The sequence below is a fragment of the Adlercreutzia aquisgranensis genome (genome assembly GCF_943193145.1).
GTDB classification, from domain to species: domain Bacteria; phylum Actinomycetota; class Coriobacteriia; order Coriobacteriales; family Eggerthellaceae; genus Xiamenia; species Xiamenia aquisgranensis.
Genome location: NZ_CALPDA010000004.1, coordinates 181,987 through 202,255 on the forward strand (window position 1 = coordinate 181,987; position 20,269 = coordinate 202,255).

General features: G+C 63.8%; 15 protein-coding genes and 1 tRNA gene. All 16 read right to left on the minus strand.

Annotation, left to right across the window (positions count from 1 at the left end; genetic code table 11):
* Positions 1-54: 54 nt before the first annotated feature.
* The 16 genes from NFR41_RS03810 to NFR41_RS03885 all read right to left on the minus strand — a co-directional run bounded on the left by NFR41_RS03810 (position 55) and on the right by NFR41_RS03885 (position 20,268).
* Positions 55-1,290: a Y-family DNA polymerase gene (locus NFR41_RS03810; protein WP_251230771.1), complete on the minus strand. Its 1,236-nt coding sequence runs from the start codon at positions 1,288-1,290 to the stop codon at positions 55-57.
* Between the two features lie 179 nt (positions 1,291-1,469).
* A complete protein-coding gene (gene ppdK / locus NFR41_RS03815) occupies positions 1,470-4,187 on the minus strand; it encodes a pyruvate, phosphate dikinase (RefSeq protein WP_251230772.1) in 2,718 nt (905 codons plus the stop codon).
* A gap of 55 nt (positions 4,188-4,242) precedes the next feature.
* A complete protein-coding gene (locus NFR41_RS03820; protein ID WP_432762685.1) occupies positions 4,243-5,124 on the minus strand; it encodes a pyruvate, water dikinase regulatory protein in 882 nt (293 codons plus the stop codon).
* Positions 5,121-7,214, minus strand: coding sequence for a glycine--tRNA ligase subunit beta (glyS, locus tag NFR41_RS03825; RefSeq protein ID WP_160306196.1), 2,094 nt, complete (start codon positions 7,212-7,214; stop codon positions 5,121-5,123). The genes NFR41_RS03820 and glyS overlap by 4 nt, the downstream gene beginning before the upstream one ends.
* Positions 7,215-7,222: 8 nt before the next feature.
* Positions 7,223-8,191, minus strand: coding sequence for a glycine--tRNA ligase subunit alpha (locus tag NFR41_RS03830; RefSeq protein ID WP_251230773.1), 969 nt, complete (start codon positions 8,189-8,191; stop codon positions 7,223-7,225).
* Between the two features lie 71 nt (positions 8,192-8,262).
* Complete coding sequence (gene lepB / locus NFR41_RS03835; protein WP_160212525.1) at positions 8,263-8,850, minus strand: signal peptidase I; 588 nt, start codon at positions 8,848-8,850, stop codon at positions 8,263-8,265.
* Between the two features lie 90 nt (positions 8,851-8,940).
* Positions 8,941-9,696, minus strand: a complete 756-nt coding sequence (gene trmD, locus NFR41_RS03840; RefSeq protein ID WP_160212526.1) for a tRNA (guanosine(37)-N1)-methyltransferase TrmD — start codon at positions 9,694-9,696, stop codon at positions 8,941-8,943.
* 8 nt (positions 9,697-9,704) lie between these two features.
* A complete protein-coding gene (locus NFR41_RS03845; RefSeq protein ID WP_251230774.1) occupies positions 9,705-10,103 on the minus strand; it encodes a ribosome maturation factor RimM in 399 nt (132 codons plus the stop codon).
* 116 nt (positions 10,104-10,219) lie between these two features.
* Positions 10,220-10,477 carry a KH domain-containing protein gene (locus NFR41_RS03850; protein WP_160212528.1) on the minus strand — a complete coding sequence of 86 codons (258 nt, stop codon included), beginning with the start codon at positions 10,475-10,477 and terminating at the stop codon, positions 10,220-10,222.
* Positions 10,478-10,481: 4 nt separating this feature from the next.
* Positions 10,482-10,727: a 30S ribosomal protein S16 gene (gene rpsP / locus NFR41_RS03855; RefSeq protein ID WP_160212529.1), complete on the minus strand. Its 246-nt coding sequence runs from the start codon at positions 10,725-10,727 to the stop codon at positions 10,482-10,484.
* A 273-nt stretch (positions 10,728-11,000) separates the two neighbouring features.
* A complete protein-coding gene (locus tag NFR41_RS03860) occupies positions 11,001-12,629 on the minus strand; it encodes a YfcC family protein (protein ID WP_251230775.1) in 1,629 nt (542 codons plus the stop codon).
* 98 nt (positions 12,630-12,727) lie between these two features.
* Positions 12,728-13,681, minus strand: coding sequence for a carbamate kinase (arcC, locus tag NFR41_RS03865; RefSeq protein ID WP_160212531.1), 954 nt, complete (start codon positions 13,679-13,681; stop codon positions 12,728-12,730).
* A 33-nt stretch (positions 13,682-13,714) separates the two neighbouring features.
* Complete coding sequence (argF, locus tag NFR41_RS03870; RefSeq protein WP_251230776.1) at positions 13,715-14,710, minus strand: ornithine carbamoyltransferase; 996 nt, start codon at positions 14,708-14,710, stop codon at positions 13,715-13,717.
* Positions 14,711-14,822: 112 nt separating this feature from the next.
* Entirely contained in the window at positions 14,823-16,040 is a 1,218-nt protein-coding gene (gene arcA / locus NFR41_RS03875) for an arginine deiminase (RefSeq protein WP_251230777.1), read from the minus strand.
* A gap of 587 nt (positions 16,041-16,627) precedes the next feature.
* A tRNA-Arg gene (locus NFR41_RS03880) sits at positions 16,628-16,703 on the minus strand.
* 10 nt (positions 16,704-16,713) lie between these two features.
* Positions 16,714-20,268, minus strand: a complete 3,555-nt coding sequence (locus NFR41_RS03885; protein WP_251230778.1) for a UvrD-helicase domain-containing protein — start codon at positions 20,266-20,268, stop codon at positions 16,714-16,716.
* Position 20,269 lies beyond the last annotated feature (1 nt).

Here is a 20,269-nt window from a genome sequence, read left to right on the forward strand (position 1 = left end):
GGGCAAGCCCGTCCTTCCGAAAACAAGCGTAAGGATTATTCAGTGTAGCAGACCCTAGGCGGCTTCTTCGTCCAAGGCTATCTTCGCCACCATATCGGAATAGCCGCGATATGCCGGAAGCAGCACGAACTGACGACCTCGCCCAGCATGGTTCCTCGCAACATGGGACCCGCGTCTTGCCACCCTCGCCTCCAGCAGTCTCAGCATCGGTTCCGAGCGGGACGGCGTGCTGCTCGGCACGAGGTCCCGCAAGGTCACGCTAACTCGCCAAGGTTCCAGTCCGGCAACGTTGGCCTTTTCGTAGAGACGGTTGACCGCGGCCGCTATGGGCTCGGCAGCGGCAATAGGCCTGGCAAAGCACCGGCTTTCGCAAACGTAGCCCGGAAGCGCCCGCGTTCGCTCGCTTGCTCGAGCAGACGCCGCAGCGATGCGTTCTGCCGGGTCGTCCGAGTATCGACCATGCGGACCGGCTGGCCCGCAAACGGCGGGATACCCCAGATGGAGCGTGACCGACGTGGCGGCAAGACCATCCAAGGCAAGGTCCTCGCACAGCTCGCGCGTCATCCCGCAGATTGTACGCTCCATCTGGTACCCGGTGCATCTCGACGGCATAAGAGTGGCTTTGGAGACGCTGCTGCCGGCGGCTTTGCATCTGAGAACTTGCCGCAGCGTGCAAGGCTCCATGCCCCAGGCATGGTCGATGAGAAACTCGGCCTCCGCGCCGAACTCCCGATACAGCGCCTCCTCGCTTTCGCCAGCCACGCCGGCGAGATCGTATATCCCAAGCTGCTCGAGCCTTCTCGCCGTCTCCGGCCCGAAGCCCCACAGGTCGGCAATCGGGCGATGGAGCCAGTAATCCCTTCGAAACGAGGCAGCATCCAGCAATGCCACTTTCGAAGACGACTGAGAAGCCCTGTCGCGAGCCACCTTGGCTAGGAACAGGTTGTCGCCTACCCCCACTTCGATGGGTATTCCCGTTTCGGCGAACACGATGCGAGCCAGCTCGCGGGCAAGATCGCGCGAATCTGCGCCCGTCGTCGCCAGATAGGCCTCCGCATCGATGAAGTGCTCGCCTATGGAGCGCACGAAAATATCGCCCGGTCCCGCGTAGCGCAGGTAGGTGTGGTAGACGCTCGCTGCCTGCTCTGCCCAGAGGTCCGCAAGCGCTTGCGGCAACCAAGGGGCACGCCGACCATTGTTCGCGGCAGACGCTCCCTCAGGCTCATCTATATCGATGGGAAGTCCGACGCATAGGTACCTACCCGGCGTAGCGTTAACGAACGGCTCCATGGAAAACCACTCCCTTCTATAATACGTTTGTTCGTATTATAGAGAAACATTGGATGTGAATAGAATAAATGTTCGTATATGGAGAGAATCCATGAATCGTTCTAAAAGTCCCGATGAAACGAAAAGGACCCCGGTGCAAACCGGGGTCCTGCATACCAAGGAAGTGCTTGTGGAGCGAATTACTTCGCCTGAATCGCCGCCTGTCCTGCAGCAAGGCGCGCTACAGGGACACGGTACGGCGAGCAGCTCACGTAGTCGACGCCGCACGCCTGGAACGTATGGATGGAGTCGGGGTCGCCGCCATGCTCGCCGCATACGCCGCATACGATGTCGGGATTGCCCTCATGGCCAAGCTCCACGCCCATCTTCACCAGCTTCGCGACGCCGGCATCGACCGTCGCGAAGGGGTTGAAGGGCAGAATGCGGTCACGCAGGTACTGAGGCACGAACTCCGCCTCCACGTCGTCGCGGCTGAAGCCGAACGTGGTCTGGGTAAGGTCGTTGGTGCCGAAGCTGAAGAAGTCGGCGTAGCGGGCGATCTCGTCGGCAGTCACCGCTGCACGCGGCAGCTCGATCATGGTGCCGACCGGAATGGACAGCTCCACGCCCTGCTCGGCCGCAACTTCGGCGACCGTACGCTCCACCAGCTCGCGCATGGTCTCCAGCTCGGGGACGACCGAAACCAACGGGACCATGATCTCGGGCTTGGGATTCAACCCGCGCTTGATCAGCTGGGCAGTGGCCGTGGCGATGGCGCGCGCCTGCATCTGGGGCAGTACGGGGTAAACGATGCCGAGGCGGCATCCGCGCAGGCCAAGCATGGGGTTCTGCTCGGCAAGAGCGTCGATCTGGTCCATGAGGTTGCGCTTCTCTGCGACGACGGCCGCATCGGCGCCAGCTGCCTCCAAGCGCGCGATCTCGACGTCGAGCGCACGGGGGCTCTCCAGGAATTCGTGCAGCGGCGGGTCGAGCAAGCGCACGATGACGGGCAGCCCGTCCATGGCCTCGAACATGCCGAGGAAGTCGCCGGTCTGGGCCGCCAGCAGGTCGGCCACGGCCTTCTCGCGCACCGCGGGATCCTCGTTGAGGATGAAGGTCTGGATAATCTTCTTGCGATCGCCGAGGAACATGTGCTCGGTGCGGCACAGTCCGATGCCCTGGGCACCGAAGCTGCGGGACAGGGCCGCGTCCTCGGGGTTGTCTGCGTTGGCGCGAACGCCCAGCGTGCGGAATTCGTCTGCCCACTCGAGGATGGTGTCAAGGTCGCCGGTGAGCTCGGGCATGACCAGCTCGACCGCGCCGAGCACGACGATGCCGGTGGTGCCGTCGATGGAGACAACGTCGCCTTCCTTGATGACGATGTCGGTGCCGGCAACACTGGCCTGCTTCTTCTCCGCGTCAATCTTGAGGGATTCGACGCCGCATACGCACGGCGCGCCCATGCCGCGGGCGATAACGGCGGCATGGGAGGTCTTGCCGCCATGGCTCGTGAGGATACCTTCGGCGGCGATCATACCGGCCAGGTCGTCCGGATTGGTCTCCCAGCGAACCAGCACGCACTTGCGGCCCGCCTCGGCGGCGGCCACGGCGTCGGCAGCGGAGAAAACGGCCTCGCCCACGGCGGCGCCGGGGCTGGCGTTCAGACCGCGAGCCAGCACGTCGTAGGTTGCGGACTTATCGAACTGCGGGTGCAGCAGCTGGTCGAGCTGCTCGGGATCGACACGCATGACGGCCTCCTCCTTGGAGATGAGGCCCTCCTTCTCCATCTCGATGGCGATGTGCAGCGCGGCGGCGGCGGTACGCTTGCCCACGCGGGTCTGCAGCATCCACAGCTTGCCCTGCTCGATGGTGAACTCGATGTCGCACATGTCGCGGAAGTGGTTCTCCAGCGTGACGAACACCTCTTCGAGCTCGCGTCCGGCGTCCTCCAGGCCCTCGACATGCTTGAGCTCGGCGATGGGGCTCGTGTTGCGGATGCCCGCCACCACGTCCTCGCCCTGAGCGTTGACCAGGTAGTCGCCGTAGAACTCCTTCTCGCCGTTAGCGGGGTTGCGGGTGAAGGCCACGCCGGTGGCGGAAGTGTTGCCCTTGTTGCCGAACACCATGGACTGCACGTTGACGGCGGTTCCCAGGTCGTCGGCGATCTTGTTCTGCTTGCGGTACAGCACGGCGCGGGGGTTGTTCCAACTGCCGAACACCGCCTCGATGGCCAGTTTCAGCTGCACCATGGGGTCCTGCGGGAAAGCCACGGCACCGTCGACAACCAGCGAAGGGTACTCGGCGCCCGAGACGTTCTCGGAGAAAATGCGCTTGAACTCCCCCACCAGCTCCTGCAGGTCGTCCGCGTTCAGGTCGGTATCCTGGGCAACGCCCCGGCTGTTCTTCATGGCGTTGATGGCGTTCTCGAACAGGTCGCCGTCCAGCCCCATGACCACGTTGGAGAACATCTGGATGAAGCGGCGGTAGGAATCCCATGCGAAGCGGGGATTGCCCGTCTGCTTGATGAGACCGTTGATCGACTGGTCGTTCAGCCCCAGATTGAGAACGGTGTCCATCATGCCGGGCATGGACATGGGGGCGCCGGAGCGCACGGAGACGAGCAGCGGGTCCTCGGCGTCGCCGATCTTCTTGCCCATGCGCGCTTCGAGGTCGACGCGGTACTCGCGGATGGTGTCGAGCGCGCCCTCCGGCCAGGTGTTGCCGGCGTTGGCGTACTCCATGCAGGTCTGGCAGGTGATGGTGAATCCCGGAGGCACGGGCAAGCCGATGTTAGCCATCTCCGCCAGGTTGGCGCCCTTGCCACCCAGCTGGGCCTTCATGTTGGTGTTGCCTTCGGTCACGTTCTTGCCGTCTGCATCTTTGCCGAATGCGTAGACTCGCTTGACTTCCTCAGTCACCTTACTCTCCTAACCTGAACGTATTCGGGAGCCGATCCCCAGATGACTCAGCTGATTACATGTTATCCGAAGGAGGATGAACCCGCTCATAATACCGCAAAATTTCCTGTGCGGTCTCCTCTACGGCCCGGTTTTCGGTGTGAACGACGATGCAGCCGAGCCTGCGCATGAGCGCACGGGCCTCTTCCAGGTCGCGGTAGATGTACTCGAGATCGGCGTAGGCCCCCGCCACCCCGATGGCGTTGCCGAGCCTTCGCTGGCGAATGCCCACCAGGGCATCGGGCGAGATCATGAGTCCGAACAGACGGCTTCTCTCCACGTCGAACAGCTGCGCCGGGGGCTCCGTGGAAGGATCGAGCGGCACGTTGGCGACCTTGAAGCCTTGCTGGGCCAGGTAAATGGACGTGGGCGTCTTCGAAGAGCGGGAAACGCCCAGAAGCACGATGTCGGCCCGGGTCAGATCCTGGGGGTTACGGCCGTCGTCGTGCTCGATGGTGAACTCGATAGCCTCTATGCGACGGAAGTAGTTCTGGTCGGCGATGTGCACGCTTCCCGGAGTAACCGCCGGGCGCTTGCCCGTCATCTGTGCGATAGCCGACAGCGCCCCGGTCATCAGGTCGACTGCCACAACGTCGTCGCGCTCAGCGAAGAACTCAGCCACCTCGTGGGACAGGTCGCTGTCGACGAGCGTGTAGAACACCAGGATACGCCCGTCGCCGTAGGTCGCGCGATGGCAGGCCGTGTGCTCGTCGACGAACTCCACCACCTCGTTGAAGGAGCGCACCTTGGGCAGCACCTCTATGTTGGGGTTCGTGACGCCGAACTGCGCCGCCGCCGCCCGGGCCACCGTCTGAGCGGTGATGCCCACCGAGTCGCTGACAACGTGGATGGTGGGCAGCGGCGTCGTGTTCTCTAGGCTGATGAACTCGCTTATCATCGGCTCTTGGCCATCTTCGAAAAGTCAGCGACGTCCTTGAAGATGGCGGCGAAGCGATTGAGCAGCTGCAGGCGCATCGTGCGGACCCCGTCGTCGTCGGCCATGACCATGACCTCGGCGAAGAATCCGTCGATGGGCGCGCGCAGGGCCGCCAAGGAGGCGAGCGCCGCCGGGTAGTCGTCGTCGGCAAGCGCACGGCGAACCGCGTCTGCGGCAACGTCGGTCGCCTCGAGGAGCGCCCGCTCGGAGGCCTCCATGATGGAGCGGTCGGGCTCCTCGCCCAGGGACGCGTCGCGCAGGTTGTCGGCTCGGGAGAAGGCGGTTGCAAGGTCGGCGAACGTGTCGGGATCCTGGCTGCGAGCGGCTTCAAGGGCCCGAGCACGGGCGATGATGATCGCCGGCTCCACTACATCGCATGCCAGCACAGCGTCGATGGTGTCGGCGTGAACCCCCTCGTCACGCAGCATGACGGAGGTGCGGGTGATGAAGAAGTCGAGCACCTGCCGGCGGACTGCCTCCCTCTCGAACCCAATGCCCGCATCGGCGTAGGTGGCAAGGGACGCGTCGACGGCTTGCTCGAGGGAAACGGGAAGGCCGGCCTGCAGCATGGCCACGATGCCGATGGCGCCTCGGCGCAACGCGAAGGGGTCGGAGGAGCCGGTGGGGCCTTGGCCAACGCTGAACAATCCGCAGATGGTGTCGAGCTTGTCAGCCATGGCCACGATGCGGCCCACCGTCGATTCGGGAAGCGCATCGCCGGAGAAGCGGGGACGGTAATGGTCGGCGATGGCGCGGGCCACCTGATCGGTCTCCCCCGCCGCTGCGGCGTAGTAGGACCCCATGACTCCTTGGACGCTCGTGAACTCCACCACGGCGTTTGTGACCAGGTCGGCCTTGGCGAGCAGCGCGGCGCGGGCGGCGTCGCGGGAGTCGTCCCCGTCGAGGGAGGCATCGGCGGCCAGATGCGTCGCCAGCGCCACGATGCGGTCGGTCTTGTCGCGCATGGTGCCCAGCGTCTCCTGGAACACCACCTCGTCGAGGTGCTCCACGTAGCTTTCCAGAGGCCGTTTGAGGTCCTCCTCATAGAAGAACTTGGCATCGGACAGGCGCGCCCGGACGACGCGCTCGTTGCCGTCGACGATGGTGTCGGCGCAGGCGGGATCACCGTTGCTGACCAGGACGAAGGAATTGGTCAGCTTGCCCTGGCCGTCGTAGAGCGGGAAATAGCGCTGGTGCATGAGCATGGCGTCGACGATGATCTCCTCGGGAACGGCGAGGAACTCCTCGTCGAAGGTTCCCTTCAGCGGTGTCGGGTACTCGGAAAGGTTGGTGACCTCCAAAAGCGTCTTCGCGGGCAGCTCGGCCTTCGAGCCGGTCTCGGCTTCGATGGCCGCTACGCCCGCGCGGATCGCCTGTTCGCGCTCCGCCTCCGAAGGGACCACGAAGGCGGAGCGGACCACGTCGAGCAGCTGGTCGGCATGGGCGACCTCCCACGGGCCCGCGGCGAGGAACCGATGGCCCCAGGTAAGGCGCCCCGCTTCCAGCCCGGCGAAACGCACGGGCACCACCTTGTCGCCCAAAAGCGCCACCAGCCAGCGGACGGGACGCGAGAAGAACGCGCTCTGCGTGCCCCAGCGGCACGATTTCGGCCAGGAGATGGACTCGATAACGCCCTCGATCACCTCGGGCAGCATCGAATCGACCTCGACGGAAGCGACATGGCGGGTGGCGAAGACGTAGTCGACGCCGTCCACGCTTCGGCGCGTCAGATCCTCGACAGAAAGCCCTTTGCCCCTGGCGAAGCCGACGGCGGCTTTGGTGGGGGCCCCCTGGTCGTCGAAGGCGATGGCGGCGGAGGGGCCGCGGAAGACCTCGGTCAGCTCCTCGGTGCGCAAGGCCACGTCGCCCACCACGGCGATGAGCCTGCGCGGCGAGGAGTAGACGCTCACGTCGCCATGGGGGATGCGCTTGGCGTCGAGGGCCTCCCCCGTCAGCGTACGAAGCTGCTCCGTGGCCTTGTGCAGGTCGAACGCGGGGATCTCCTCGGTGCCGATCTCGAAGGCAAGCGTTGCGGTGTTTGCGTTTTCCATAGTGCTCACTACTCCTCGCCCTCAAGGCTTCTCTTCGGCTCGCCGGTTTCCGGGTCGACTCCCACGACATGCTCCATGTACGAGGCGCAGCACGCCTTCGCAAGGGTGCGCACGCGCAGGATGTAGGCCATTCGCTCGGTTGCAGATATGACGCCGCGGGCATCCAGCAGGTTGAAGGCGTGGCAGCACTTGAGCACGCTGTCGTAGGCCGGAAGCGGAAGGCCCGCCTCCAGGGTGCGCATGCATTCCGCCTCGCGCTCGTTGAACTCGCGGAAGAGGAATTCGGTATCGGCGACCTCGAAGTTGAACTTCGAGTACTGGCGCTCGTTTTCCAGGTACACGTCGCCGTAGGTGAACGTGACGCCGTCGGATCCGCGACTCCACACGATGTCGAACATGCTGTCCACGCCCTGGATGTACATGGTAAGGCGCTCCAGACCGTAGGCGATCTCGACGGGCACCGGGCTGCACTCGAAGCCGCCCACCTGCTGGAAGTACGTGAACTGGGTGACCTCCATGCCGTCGATCCACACCTCCCAGCCAAGGCCCCAGGCTCCCAGGGTGGGAGATTCCCAGTCGTCCTCGACGAAGCGCACGTCGTGGGCCTCGACGTCGATGCCGATGGCTCGCAGGCTGCCCAGGTAGAGATCTTGGATGTTGTCGGGCGAAGGCTTCATGAGCACCTGGAACTGGTAGTAGAACTGGGTGCGGTTCGGGTTCTCGCCGTAGCGTCCGTCGGTAGGCCTGCGGCATCCCTGCACGTAGGCGGTTCGCCAGGTGTCGGGACCCAGCGAGCGCAGCGTGGTGGCCGGGGCGTTGGTTCCGGCGCCCACCTCGTTGTCGTAGGGCTGCAGGATGACGCAGCCCTGCTCGGCCCAATAGCGCTGCAGGTTCATGATGACGTCCTGGAACGTCGGCGGCAGCGCCTGCGTCTTGGCGGCTTGGGCGACCGGGGCCGCCTGCAACGGTTGGCTCATGGTTCTCCTTCTGGTCAAACGGCTATGCAGCGGATGCGCCCCGAAGGCCGAAGCGCCTGGGAACGGAGCGGTTACTCGAGAACGCGCATGCTGGTAAGGGGCCAGTAGACGAGTGCCCCCCGCCCGGTGACGGACGACACCGGCACGGCGCCGAAATAGCGGGAATCCTGGGAGTTGGTGCGGTTGTCGCCCATCACCCAGATGTGGTCCTCGGGGACGGTGTAGGGAAAGCTCACGCCGCCGGCCAAGGTGTAGGTGGGCTTGCCGTCAGTGTAGGGCTCGTCCATGGCGACGCCGTCGATGTAGAGGGTCCCTGTGTTGTCGTCGATGTCGACCACCTGGCCCTCCGTGGCGATGCAGCGCTTGATGAGGATGCGACCGGGAATCTCGGGGTCGTGGAAGGTGACGATGTCCTTGTACTCCGGTTCGCGGAAGTAGTAGCTCACCTTCTCGGCGAACACCATGTCCCCCACCATGATGGTGTCCTCCATCGAGCCGGAGGGAATCTCGTAGGCCTGGAAGACGAACTCGCGCATGAACCAGGACAAACCCAGGATGACGATGACGAGGGCCAGGATGCTCGCGATGGTCTTGAGCACCCGCCCCACCGCGCTGAGGATGATGTTGCCGCCCTGCGGCCGACGTGGCCCTTGGTCCATGGAAGGTATAGCTCGCTTTCCGCCGAATGGGGCCCGGGCCCCGCCGTGCAATCAGTCGTAGCCATACATGATACCCCGACGCGCCCGCTCTTACGCTTCGGCGGTCAAACTCTGCAGACTTTGCAGAAAAGAAACGTCGTGCTCGTCGAAGGAGCGCACCACCTCGTCGGTGAGCAGGTCCGGGCGCAAGCGCCAGGTGCGCTCGATGCTCTGCTGGCGCCTCCATCGGTCCACCGCCTGGTGGTCGCCCGACAGCAGCACGGGGGGAACCTCCATGGAGCGGTACGTGGAGGGGCGGGTGTACTGGGGGTACTCCAGCAAGCCGTCGACGAAGCTTTCCGTTTCCGCGCCGTTTTGGGCCCCCAGCACCCCGGGCAGCTTGCGCACCACCGCGTCGATCACCACCATGGATGCCAACTCGCCGCTGGTGAGCACGTAATCGCCCAAGGACAGCACCGTGTCGGCAAGGCTGTAGGCGCGCTCGTCGATTCCCTCGTAGTGCCCGCACACGAAGACCAGCCGGCGCTTGGCCGCAAGCCGGTCGGCCACGCGGTCGGTGAAGGGTTCGCCGCAAGGCGAGAGGAACAGCACCTCGGTGCCGTCGTCTCCGCTGCGAGGCCCCACGATGTCGTCGAAGGCCTCGAATATGGGTGCGCAGCGCATCACCAGGCCGTTTCCCCCTCCGTAGGGATCGTCGTCGGTGGTGCGGTGGCGGTCATGGGTCCAGTCCCTCAGGTCGTGGGCGCAAAACTCCAGCAGGCCCTTCTCTTGGGCGCGTTTCATCATGGACTCGCCCATGACGGAGTCGTACATGCCGGGAAAGGTGGAAAGGGTGTCTATGCGCATCAAATCCCCTACAGGTCCATGATCCCCGCAGGCAGGGACGTGCGCACGATGCGCGCGTCGACGTCGAATGAGACAACGATGGCATCGACGTTGGGCACCAGGAAGACGGAGCCGTCGGACGAGGTCACCTCGAGCAGCTGCTGGGACGGGTTGTCGACAATGCCGGAGACGACGCCGACCTCGCCCAGGGCGATGTCGACCACGCGGCACCCTTCGAGGCGAAGCCCGGGCGTCTGGGCAAGCGACTCCCCCACGTCCTCGGTCCGCGCCAGGCAGAAGGAACCGGCAAGGCGCTGCGCGGCGTCGATATCGCGGATGTTGCGGAAGAACACGAGGTAGTCCTCGCCCGAAAGGCGCTCGACCGACTCGACCACCCCGTGGCGGTCTCCGTCGAGCGTAGGGGGCACGAAGGAGACCTCAAGACCCGGACGTAGCAAAAAAGGAAGGCCCGCTGCGTTGCGCGCAACAAGCCCTCCTTGCAGTTGCCGAGCCTTGGAAAGATATGCGGCCTTGGTCCACGAGCTCACGAGTCGAGCAGCTCCACTTCCACGCGGGCGTCGGTCTTAGATGCCGCAGCGCGGGCGAGGGTGCGGATAGACTTGATGACCCGCCCCTGACGGCCGATCACCTTGCCGGCATCCTGCTCGTTGACGGAGATGTTGACGACGATCAGATCGTCGTGCTCTTCGCCAAGGGCAACGCTCACCTCGTCGGGGAACTCGACCAGAGGCACCACCACGGCCTGGACAAGGCCGATAATGTCGTCGCTGACTTCGGACATGGGCTTAGGCGTTCTCGCGGTAGCGCTTCAGCAGGGAGGCCACGGTGTCGGTCGGCTGCGCGCCGTTGGCGATCCAGCGATCGACCTTCTCGAGGTCGAAGGAGACGACGGCGGGGTCGGCGATGGGGTTGTAGCGACCCACTTCGTCGATGAAGCGGCCGTCGCGGGGGCTGGAGGCGTTGGCAACGACGATGCGGTAGTAGGGACGCTTCTTCGCACCGTGACGGGCAAGGCGAATTTTCACTGCCATGAAGATGAACTCCTTTTGCTTCTCTTGATATCTTTATCTGCGTACGCCGGTGCAGGCGGTTCCGTACCGACGCAGCGAAAACAGCAATTGCTAATGATACGGCTGCACGTAACCGTTTGCAAGGGTCGACCCCTCCTCTCCCCTTTTCGCACTTCAACATTCGGCGAAAAACCATACTTGACTGCAGTAAAGAACCCCCGCTTGCATGAAGCGGGGGTTCTAATGGCGGACTTGTGCGAGCCCGCAGGCGTACAGCAACCTACGGCAGGGCCGCTAGCCCATGGTGGGCGCCGGTCCCGTGTAGGGAATCAGCACCATTGCCACCGTCAGCACGACGATGCAGACCACGCCCAAGATCACGAACAGCTTCGAGCCGAACTTGAGCCATGTGGAGTACTCGATGCGTGCGATGGCCAGGCCGCCCATGATGGCGCCGGACGTAGGCGTGAACAAGTTCACAAGGCCGTTGCCCGCGCTGTAGATCATGATCATGACGTCGGGCGAGAAGCCAAGGCCCGCAGCCAGGGGGCCCATGATGGGCATGGACACGGTGGCCATACCCGAGGAAGACGGGATCAGGAAGGACAGCAGCACGTAGAGCAGGAAGGACAGCGGAGCGAAGATGATGGCGGACATGCCCTCGAGCGCGTTAGCGGCGTTGGTGAGGATCCACATGTCCAGGCCCGTGGTGCCCATGAGCACGGTGATGGAACGGGCCAAAGCGATGATGAGCACGACCGACATCATGTCAGCTGCGCCGTTGATGAAGGCCTTCACGAAGCGGGACTCGGACAGGCCACCCACGATGCCGATGACGAAGGTCATCAGCAAGAACCAGGTGGAAGCCTCGTCGAAGTACCACTGGCCCAGCGGCAGGCCGCACAGGAAGGCGGACCAGCCCTGCGACACCTGCTCCTCGGCCACGGACTCGCCGGTCACGGAGCCGTCGATCATGAGCGCTGCGCCGTCGGTAGCGTCAGCCCATGCGCCCTCGATCTCGGTCGCGTCCACGGGGGCTACGACCTCTTCGTACTGGGCACCGGCGTTGAACGCGTCGACCCCCAGGTCCTCCCACGGAATGAAGCCGATGATCATGATGACGAAGGTGACGGCGAACACAGCCAGAACGCCCTTCTGACGGCCGGTCAGCATCTTCTTGTTGGGGTTGGCCTCGGCTTCCTCGGTGTCCTTCTCGGCACCTCCGAACTCGGCGTTCATGGTCTCCTGCTCCTGCAGAGACAGGATGGTGGAGCCCTTGTCGGCCTTCACCTTCTTCGCGTAGCGCATGACGAACCAGATGGAGATCGCAAGGGTGATAAGCCACAGCACGCAGCCCAAGCCGATGATGGTTGCCTGGTTGATGGCGATGCCCGAGGTGGACAAGGCGTCAACGGCCGCGCCCACGGCAAAGGGGTTTACCGTGGAGCCCAGAACGCCGGTGCCGGCGCCCAGAAGCACCGTGGCGGCACCTACCATGCTGTCGAAGCCGGCAGCCACCATGGTAGCCGCGAGCAGCAGGTAGAAAGGCACGGTCTCCTCGCACATACCGTAGGTGGTACCGCAGATGGAGAACAGGAACATCAGGATGGGGATGAGCAGAAGCTCGTTGCCGTGGAGCTTGCGCACCAGCGCGGCGATGCCGGCATCAAGGGCGCCGGTCTCGGCGGTGATGCCCAGGAAACCGCCCAGGATGAGCACGAACAGGCAGACGGGCAGCGCGTCGGTGAAGCCGCGGACAGGAGCGGTGGTCACGTCGGCGAGCGTTGCGCCGGTGACGCCCTCAACACCGCTGGCTCCCATGATGACGGTGATGATGGCAAGGACGATCAGGATGATGAGCAGAATCGAGAACGAGGAGAGCGCCTTGCGCTTTCTACTCTTCGCCTTTTCTTTCTCTGTCATTTCGACCCCTCCTCTTTAAGGATCGGTAACGGATAGATCCCTTTCGGGAAGGCTGCCGCCCGGCCCGAGCAAGGCGGGCGGCAGCTTCAAGCAGAGGACTACGCGGTGATGACGGTGCCCGTCTTGCCCTCGAGGCCCTCGGCGGCGCACTCGAGCGAGGTGATGAGCGCCTTGCCCTCGGGATGCGCCTGGACGAACTCGATGCAGGCCTCCACCTTGGGCAGCATGCTGCCGGGGGCGAACTGACCCTCGTCGATGTACTTGCGGGCCTCGGCCACGGTCATCGAGGAGATCTCCTGCTGGTCGGGCTTGCCGAAGTTGATGCACACCTTCTCGACCGCGGTCAGGATGACCAGCATATCGGCATGGAAGTCGGCGGCCAGCTTGGCCGAGGAGCGGTCCTTGTCGATAACCGCCGGCACTCCTTGGTACTTGCCGTCGACTTCGAGCACGGGAACCCCGCCGCCGCCCGTGGATACCACCACGTAGCCGTCGTCCATGAGGTCCTTGATGGCGTCGAACTCGACGATGCGAACCGGCTTGGGGGAAGCGACCACCTGGCGCCATCCGCGCCCGGCGTCCTCCTTGAACGTCCACCCGGTCTCGTCGGCCTTGGCCTTTGCCTCCTCTTCGGAGAGGAAGGCGCCCACGGGCTTCGTGGGGTTCTGGAAGGCCGGGTCGTTCGCATCGACGACAGTCTGGGTCACGATGCAGGCGGTGGAGCGCATGATGCCGCGCTCCTTGAGCTCGTTGAGGATGGCCTGGGACAGCTGGTAGCCGATGTAGCCCTGGGACATGGCGCCCGCTTCCGGGAAGGGCATCTCGGGCGTCTTGCCGTCGTTGGCGGCCGCATAGGCGAACGCGTTGTTGATCATGCCCACCTGCGGGCCGTTGCCGTGGGACACCACCACGTTGACGCCCTCGCCGATCATGTCGACGATATGGGTGGCGGTGTCCTTCACCAGCTCGAGCTGCTCCTGCGGCGTGTTGCCGAGGGCGTTGCCGCCCAGGGCGATGACGACGCTTGGGCCCTTTCCTTTCTTGTAAGGCATAGCGATCACCTTAACCTTTCAGAAAAGACGCCCCTAGCGCAGGGTGGCGTACATGATGGCCTTGATGGAGTGCATGCGGTTCTCGGCCTCGTCGAAAACGCGCGACTGCTTGGACTCGAACACGTCGTCCTCGACCTCCATCTCGGTGATGCCGAACTTGTCGGCGATGTCCTTGCCGATGGAGGTGTTGGTGTCGTGGAAGGAGGGCAGGCAGTGCATGAAGATGGCGTCCTTGTCGGCCAGGGCCATGAGCTCCTTGGTCACGCGGAACGGGGACAGCAGCTCGATGCGCTTGGCCCACAGGTCGGCGGACTCGCCCATGGACACCCAGATGTCGGTGTAGAGGACGTTAGCGCCCTTCGCAGCGGCCTTGGGGTCGTCGGTGAAGGTGACCGACCCGCCGGACTCCTCGCAAAGCTTCTTGCAGGTATCCACCAGACCCTGCTCGGGCATGAGGTCCTTCGGGCCGCAGCCGACGAAGTCCAGGCCCAGCTTGGAGCAGGCGACCATGAGGGAGTTGCCCATGTTGTTGCGAAGGTCGCCGAAGAAGACGAACTTCAGGCCCTTGATGCCGGTGGGGAAGTTCTCCTTGACCGTGAGCATGTCGGCGATCATCTGGGTGGGATGGAACTCGTCGGTCAGGCCGTTCCACACCGGAACGCCGGCCTTGGCGGCAAGCTCCTCCACGTCGGACTGCTTGAAGCCGCGGAACTCGATGCCGTCGTAGAAGCGGCCGAGCACGCGGGCGGTATCCTCGATGGACTCCTTGTTGCCCATCTGGGAGCTGCCGGGATCGAGGTAGGTAACGCCCATGCCCAGGTCCATGCCGGCTACCTCGAAGGAGCAGCGGGTGCGGGTAGAGGTCTTCTGGAACAGCAGCACGATGTTCTTGCCCTCAAGGTAGCGGTGCGGCACGCCGGCGCGCTTCATGTCCTTGAAGTTCTGGGAGAGGTCGATCAGGTAGTTGATCTCCTCGGGGGTGAAGTCGAGCAGCTTCGTGAAGCTGCGACCGCTCAGGTTCACAGGCATAGCTTATTCCTTTCTGGAGGGGTAAACGGTAAACGGCATCGCAACGGAAAGGCCCTTCCCGAAGCGGATATGGAAACGATCCTTCCTCGGGTCGGGCCTTTGGTTGGCTGGGTTAGTCTTCGCGCCACAGAGGCATGGACATGCAGCGCGGACCGCCACGACCGCGGGAGAGCTCTGCGGAGGGCATGCTCAGCACGTTGAGGCCCTTATCGCGCAGCACCTCGTTGGTCACGTTGTTGCGCTCGTACACTACGATGGTACCGGGGCGCAGGCACAGCGTGTTGGAGCCGTCGTTCCACTGCTCGCGCTCGGCAGCGATGCGGTCGCCGCCGCCGCAGGGAATCAGCTCCACCGGGCAGCCCACGTACTCGGCCAGAATCTTCTCCAAGGCCTCGGAGCGCTCGCGGATCTTCAGGCCGCCGGCGGGATTCTTCGTGATCTCGAAGACGGTCAGCGGGCCCATGATGCCGGGGTGCACCGTGAACTTGTCGACGTCGATCTGGGTAAACACCGTGTCCAGATGCATGAAGGCGCGGGAGTTCGGGATGTTGAACGCCAGGATCGTCTCGATGGTGGACTCGGGATCGGCGAAGAGGTTGTTCGCGATCTGGTCGATGGCGTCGGGCTCGGTACGCTGCGAGATGCCGATGGCCAGCGTCTTCTCGTTGATGTTGAGGATGTCGCCGCCTTCGATGTGGAAGGAGTTGTAGCGGCTGTAGAACTCGGGGACCTTGTCGTAGTCCGGATGGTACTTGAAGATGTACTCGCCGTAGATGGTCTCGCGGTTACGGGTGACGGAGTACATCCTGTTCAGGGAGACGCCGTTGCCGATCATCGCGAAGGGATCGCGGGTGAAGTACAGGTTCGGCATGGGAGGAACCACGAGCTTGGAGGCATCGGAGACCAGGTCGACCAGGGTGTCGGTCTTGTCGTTGGGAAGCTCCTGCAGATTGATGCCCGCCATGGTCTTCATAACGAAGGCCTTCGGGTCTGCGTAGTTCTCGGCCAGGTAGTCGGAGATGATCCCGCGGTACAGGTCCGTGTGGATGTTCGCCTCGCTCAACCACTGGGCCAGGAACTGCTCGCGCCTGCCAGGCTGGGCCATGACGTCGGCCATCAGGTCCTCGAGGTAGACAACCTCTACCCCTTCGGAGCGAAGGATGTCCGCGAAGGCATCGTGCTCGGCCTGGGCGACCTGCAGGAACGGAATGTCGTCGAACAGCAGCTCTTCGAGCGTGTTCGGCGTCAGGTTCAGCAGCTCGTCGCCAGGACGGTGGAGCAGTACCTTCTTCAAGGGCTTGATTTCGCTCTTGACGTTAACGCCTGCCATTATGCAACCCTCCTTTTCGCTAAGTGACGCACGGCCGGGTTAGAGCCGCGCGCTGCCAAGAAAACGTCCTTTAGCGCCTTCTTGGCTGTCTTCGCCAAGCGCCGTCGTTTCCGGCGGCATGCACAGGTGTTGGAATTCCCCGCCTATGCATTTTCAAACCTGAAGCATCGCTGGGTCCGTTGCGCACCGGAAACCCAACGACGTGCTTAACAGTCTCACTGATAACCCCAAAAATCAACAACAGAATCGCAACGTTAGCCTCCCGTTTCCATAACGCCTGAAAAAGAGGGCAATTGGTCATCGCTAGAATTTCAATGAGAACATGAAACAAACACAACTATTTAGCTTTTTCGTATTGACTTTATTGGAAATTACAAATTGTAAACAGATATACTTGCACGAGAAATATCTAGATGAACTAGGCTTATGGAGGAATATTGATGTATGAATTTGCATATCGAATCAAAAATATTCGATATTTCAGAGCGAAAACTCTTGAAGCGAATCAAATCGGCGCGCTTTAGCACGCGCATCGCTTGCGCAGCAAGAAGGCCAGAGCGAAAGATCAGCTCTGGCCTGGTGTTATCTGGCGCGCCCAGCAGGACTCGAACCTGCAACCGTCAGATTAGAAGTCTGATGCTCTATCCGTTGAGCCATGGGCGCTCGCCGATGATTATAGCGCACTTTCCGCGGCCGCTCGCAGCGCTTGTCCCAGCGGCAGCCTATCTCCTTCGGCGAACCGGAAGCCTACTGACCTCAGTCCGCCCTCGTCTTGCGGCTGCTCGACGTAGACGAACCGAAGCTCCACCTCTTCGTAGCCGCTCACCAGCAGCGCGTAGGCGTAGGACTGCGCCTGCAGCTGATGCTTCCTCAACAGGTCGTCCTCGGTAAGAAGGCGGTTCCTCCCCGTTTTATAGTCGACGACGAAGGCTTTGCCGTCGCCATCGGTGCAGAGCAGGTCGATCTCGCCTTCCAGGTACATGCCCTCGCCGAGGGAGACGAGGAATGGCACTTCGGATCGAACGGAGGAGTACCTCGACGCCTCCCGGAAGCACGGGCTGTCGAACCACAGCGCAACGGCGCGCCTCAGCCGCTCGGTCCCCGCATCGCTCAACCCGACCGAGCGCGCAATGGCTCCCACGGCACCATCCGGAGGCACGGAGCCGGTCTTGCCGCAGTATTCCGCCGCGCGATGAAACGCGATGCCGAAATCGGTCGCTTTGTCCTCGTCGGATGGACGATCCCCACAAGCCGGCTCGTCGTCGTCCAGGCACAGCCGCTCCTCGGTGGACGGGGGCTCAGGCGGAAGGCTCCCCTCCCCCTCGCTGCTCGCCCATAGGTCGGACGGGCCGCGGAAGCTATCCGCAGTGCGCGACAAGAAGCTGTAGGAGACCGCGTCCCGCGCCATGCCTGCCCACGGCGCGAGGCCCGCGTCGCAGGCAAGGGGCAAATCGAGCACCGGGAAACCCTCTGCGCCCGCGGCCTCGGTCCCGCAGTCCCGCGCAGCGGCGAGAACGCTGCGGGCATCCGTCCGACGGAAGAGGCACGGCTGCTCGGCGCCGATGTCGCAGAGCGCCTCCCCCGAAGGGAAATCCTCGTCGCCGAAGAGCGCGCAGCGGAAGTCCTCGATCAGCTCCGGATAGCCGGCGCTTTTCGACTCCTTGGCCACCATGGACACGACCAGCGCCTCGCTTGCCCGGGTCAGGGCCACGTAGAGCTTCCTGCGCCCTTCTGCAAGCTCCTCGTCCCGCATCCGCTGCTCCAGCAACGTTCGATAGGATAGCGCATCGCGCTGGGCGAGCAGGGCGTCCTCGGCGTCCGCCGCATCCTCCCGGTCGTCGGCGGCTGCCGCAGAGAAGCCCCTCGCAATCTTGAACAGGTTGGCGAAGCGGTCGGCGGAACGGGAGGCCTTGAGCGACATGAACACGTGACGTCCCACGGTCTCGGCCACAAGGGGGGGAAGCTTCGCATCCTTCGTGAACTCAGCCACGCCCACGATGGGAAACTCGAGCCCCTTGGACGAATGGATGGTCATAATGCGCACCGCTTCGCTGGACGAACCCGAAAGGGCGCCCGGGGGCTCCTTCAGGGCGGCGAGCTCCGCCTCGAACAGCTTGGCGAGCGCTGCCGGCCCGACCTTGCGCTCCTCTTCGAGGGACGACGCCAGGCGCAGGGCTTTGAGAACGTTGGCCTCCTCGGCTCTGCCCTGGGCGCCCTGGGCCTCGAGCCGCAGGAGCCATCCCGAAGCAGCAACCAGCTGGGATGCCACAACGGATGCGGGTTCCGACCGCAGCCTTGCGCGGGCCTCGCTGAAAAGGACGGCGGCCCGCTGCCCGGTCGAGAGGTTCGTGCCAGCTGGTCGCCCGGACGACTCGGGGGCGGAAGCCGACATCAACCCCATCGCGAGACTGCGCGTCCGGGCGAAGCCCTCCCCGTCCCACGCCGTCGCCAGCTCGAGCAGCTCCTCGGCGGTCAGACCGAACATGCCGCTTGCGAGCACCTGAAAAAGGGCCCTGGTATCGAGGGGGTTCGCCAAAGCGCGCAGCAAGCTTGCGATCACCTGGACCTCGACGGTGCCCGCGAAGGACGAGCCCCCGGCCACGATGCACTCGAAGCCCTCGTCCCGCAGCGCAGAGGCGAACACGGGCGCATTGGTCATCCGCCCAAGCAGGACCACCATGGACGAAGCGCTGTGGCCGGCCTGTCGGTATTCCGCGAACCGTCGGGCAAGCAGCATGGCAGAAGCTCTCACGGCATCAGAAGAGCTCACTTTGGCCTCGCCCTGCGCGGCGTAGCCGCACAGCTCAACCTGGATGCGGGGCAGCCCGGGCGCGAGCAGGCTTTCGCGCGACAGGTTCGGCTCGAGGGACATGAATCGCCGACCGAACGACCGGTCCTGCTCGAAGATGCGGTCCACGAAGCTCAGCACGTCCCTATGGCTTCGGAAGTTCTTGGACAGCTGGATGCCGAGGGCGCCGACCTGCGGCGAGGCCATGGTCTGCTTGTGCGCCTCGTAGACGTTGACGTCGGCGCCGCGAAAGCGGTAGATCGACTGCTGGGAATCCCCCACGGTGCACAGCCGCTCCAGGTGCTCGCCGGCAAGAAACGACACCAGGTCTATCTGCAGCTGGCTGGTATCCTGGAACTCGTCGACCATGACGAGCTTGAACTTGTCCCTGTAATAGGCCGCGATCTGCGGATGGTCGGAAAACGCCCTTAAGGTTCGAATCATCAGATCGTCGTTGTCAAAGGAGCCCGAGGCAGTTTTGAGGCGCTCGTAGATCTCGCCCACCTTCGCCGTCAGCGACACGAGCTGGGATGCGGCGGGGGCGGCCAGTCCAAGGACCACCTGGGCGCACGCCGCGGAGAGCTCCTGCTGGAAGTCCGCAACCAGCGCCTTGCACTCCTTCGAGCCGAAGTTTCGCCCGACCGTCCCGCACCGGTCCAGCGCTTGCGCGAGGGCCTCGTAGTCGCCCTCGCCCTTCCCCGACGAGAGATAGGCTTCCAAGGCGTCCAGGGAATCGGCCACGGTCCTTGCCGCCTTCTCGGAGGTGCTGCTCTCTTTCTGCAAAGCCACGACCTCTCCGACAGCGCGGTAGAGCTCAACGAGGCGACGGGCGATGATGCCTGCAGGAGGTGCGCCGGGGCCTGTCACCAGGCTCTCGAGGCCGCCGGCCATTCCGGAGAGCTTCCCCATGAGGGCCTCGAGCATCGCCTGCACGCTTGAGGCCGCCATGCCCTTGGCGCGGATATCGTACTCGCGCAGCAGCAATCCGTAGCCGAGCAGCTGCGGGTCCGTTCGCGCCGCGTCAAGGGCCTCCGAGACGGCCTGCGACACCAGCGCAAGGCGCTGGGCTTCGCTCAAGATGCCGAACTTCGGGTCGATGCCCAGCTCGAGGGCATGGGCTCTCAGGATGCGCGCGCAAGCGCCGTGGATGGTGGAGATCCACGCGCCGTCCACGCGCAGCGCCTGCTCGTGCAACCCCTCCTGGGAAAGGGTCCGCTTCACGCGCGCCTTGATCTCGGACGCCGCCTTCTCGGTGAAGGTGATCGCCATTATCTGGTCGATATCCTGCGCGAACGGCCCGCTTTCGGGAAGAAGCGCATAGGCGATGCGCTGGGTGAGCGTAAAGGTCTTGCCCGAACCCGCCCCGGCAGAGACCAGAAGCGGCCCTCCCAGGTGGGTGACGCTTTTGCGCTGGCCGTCGGTAAACGTCGTCAGATCCACA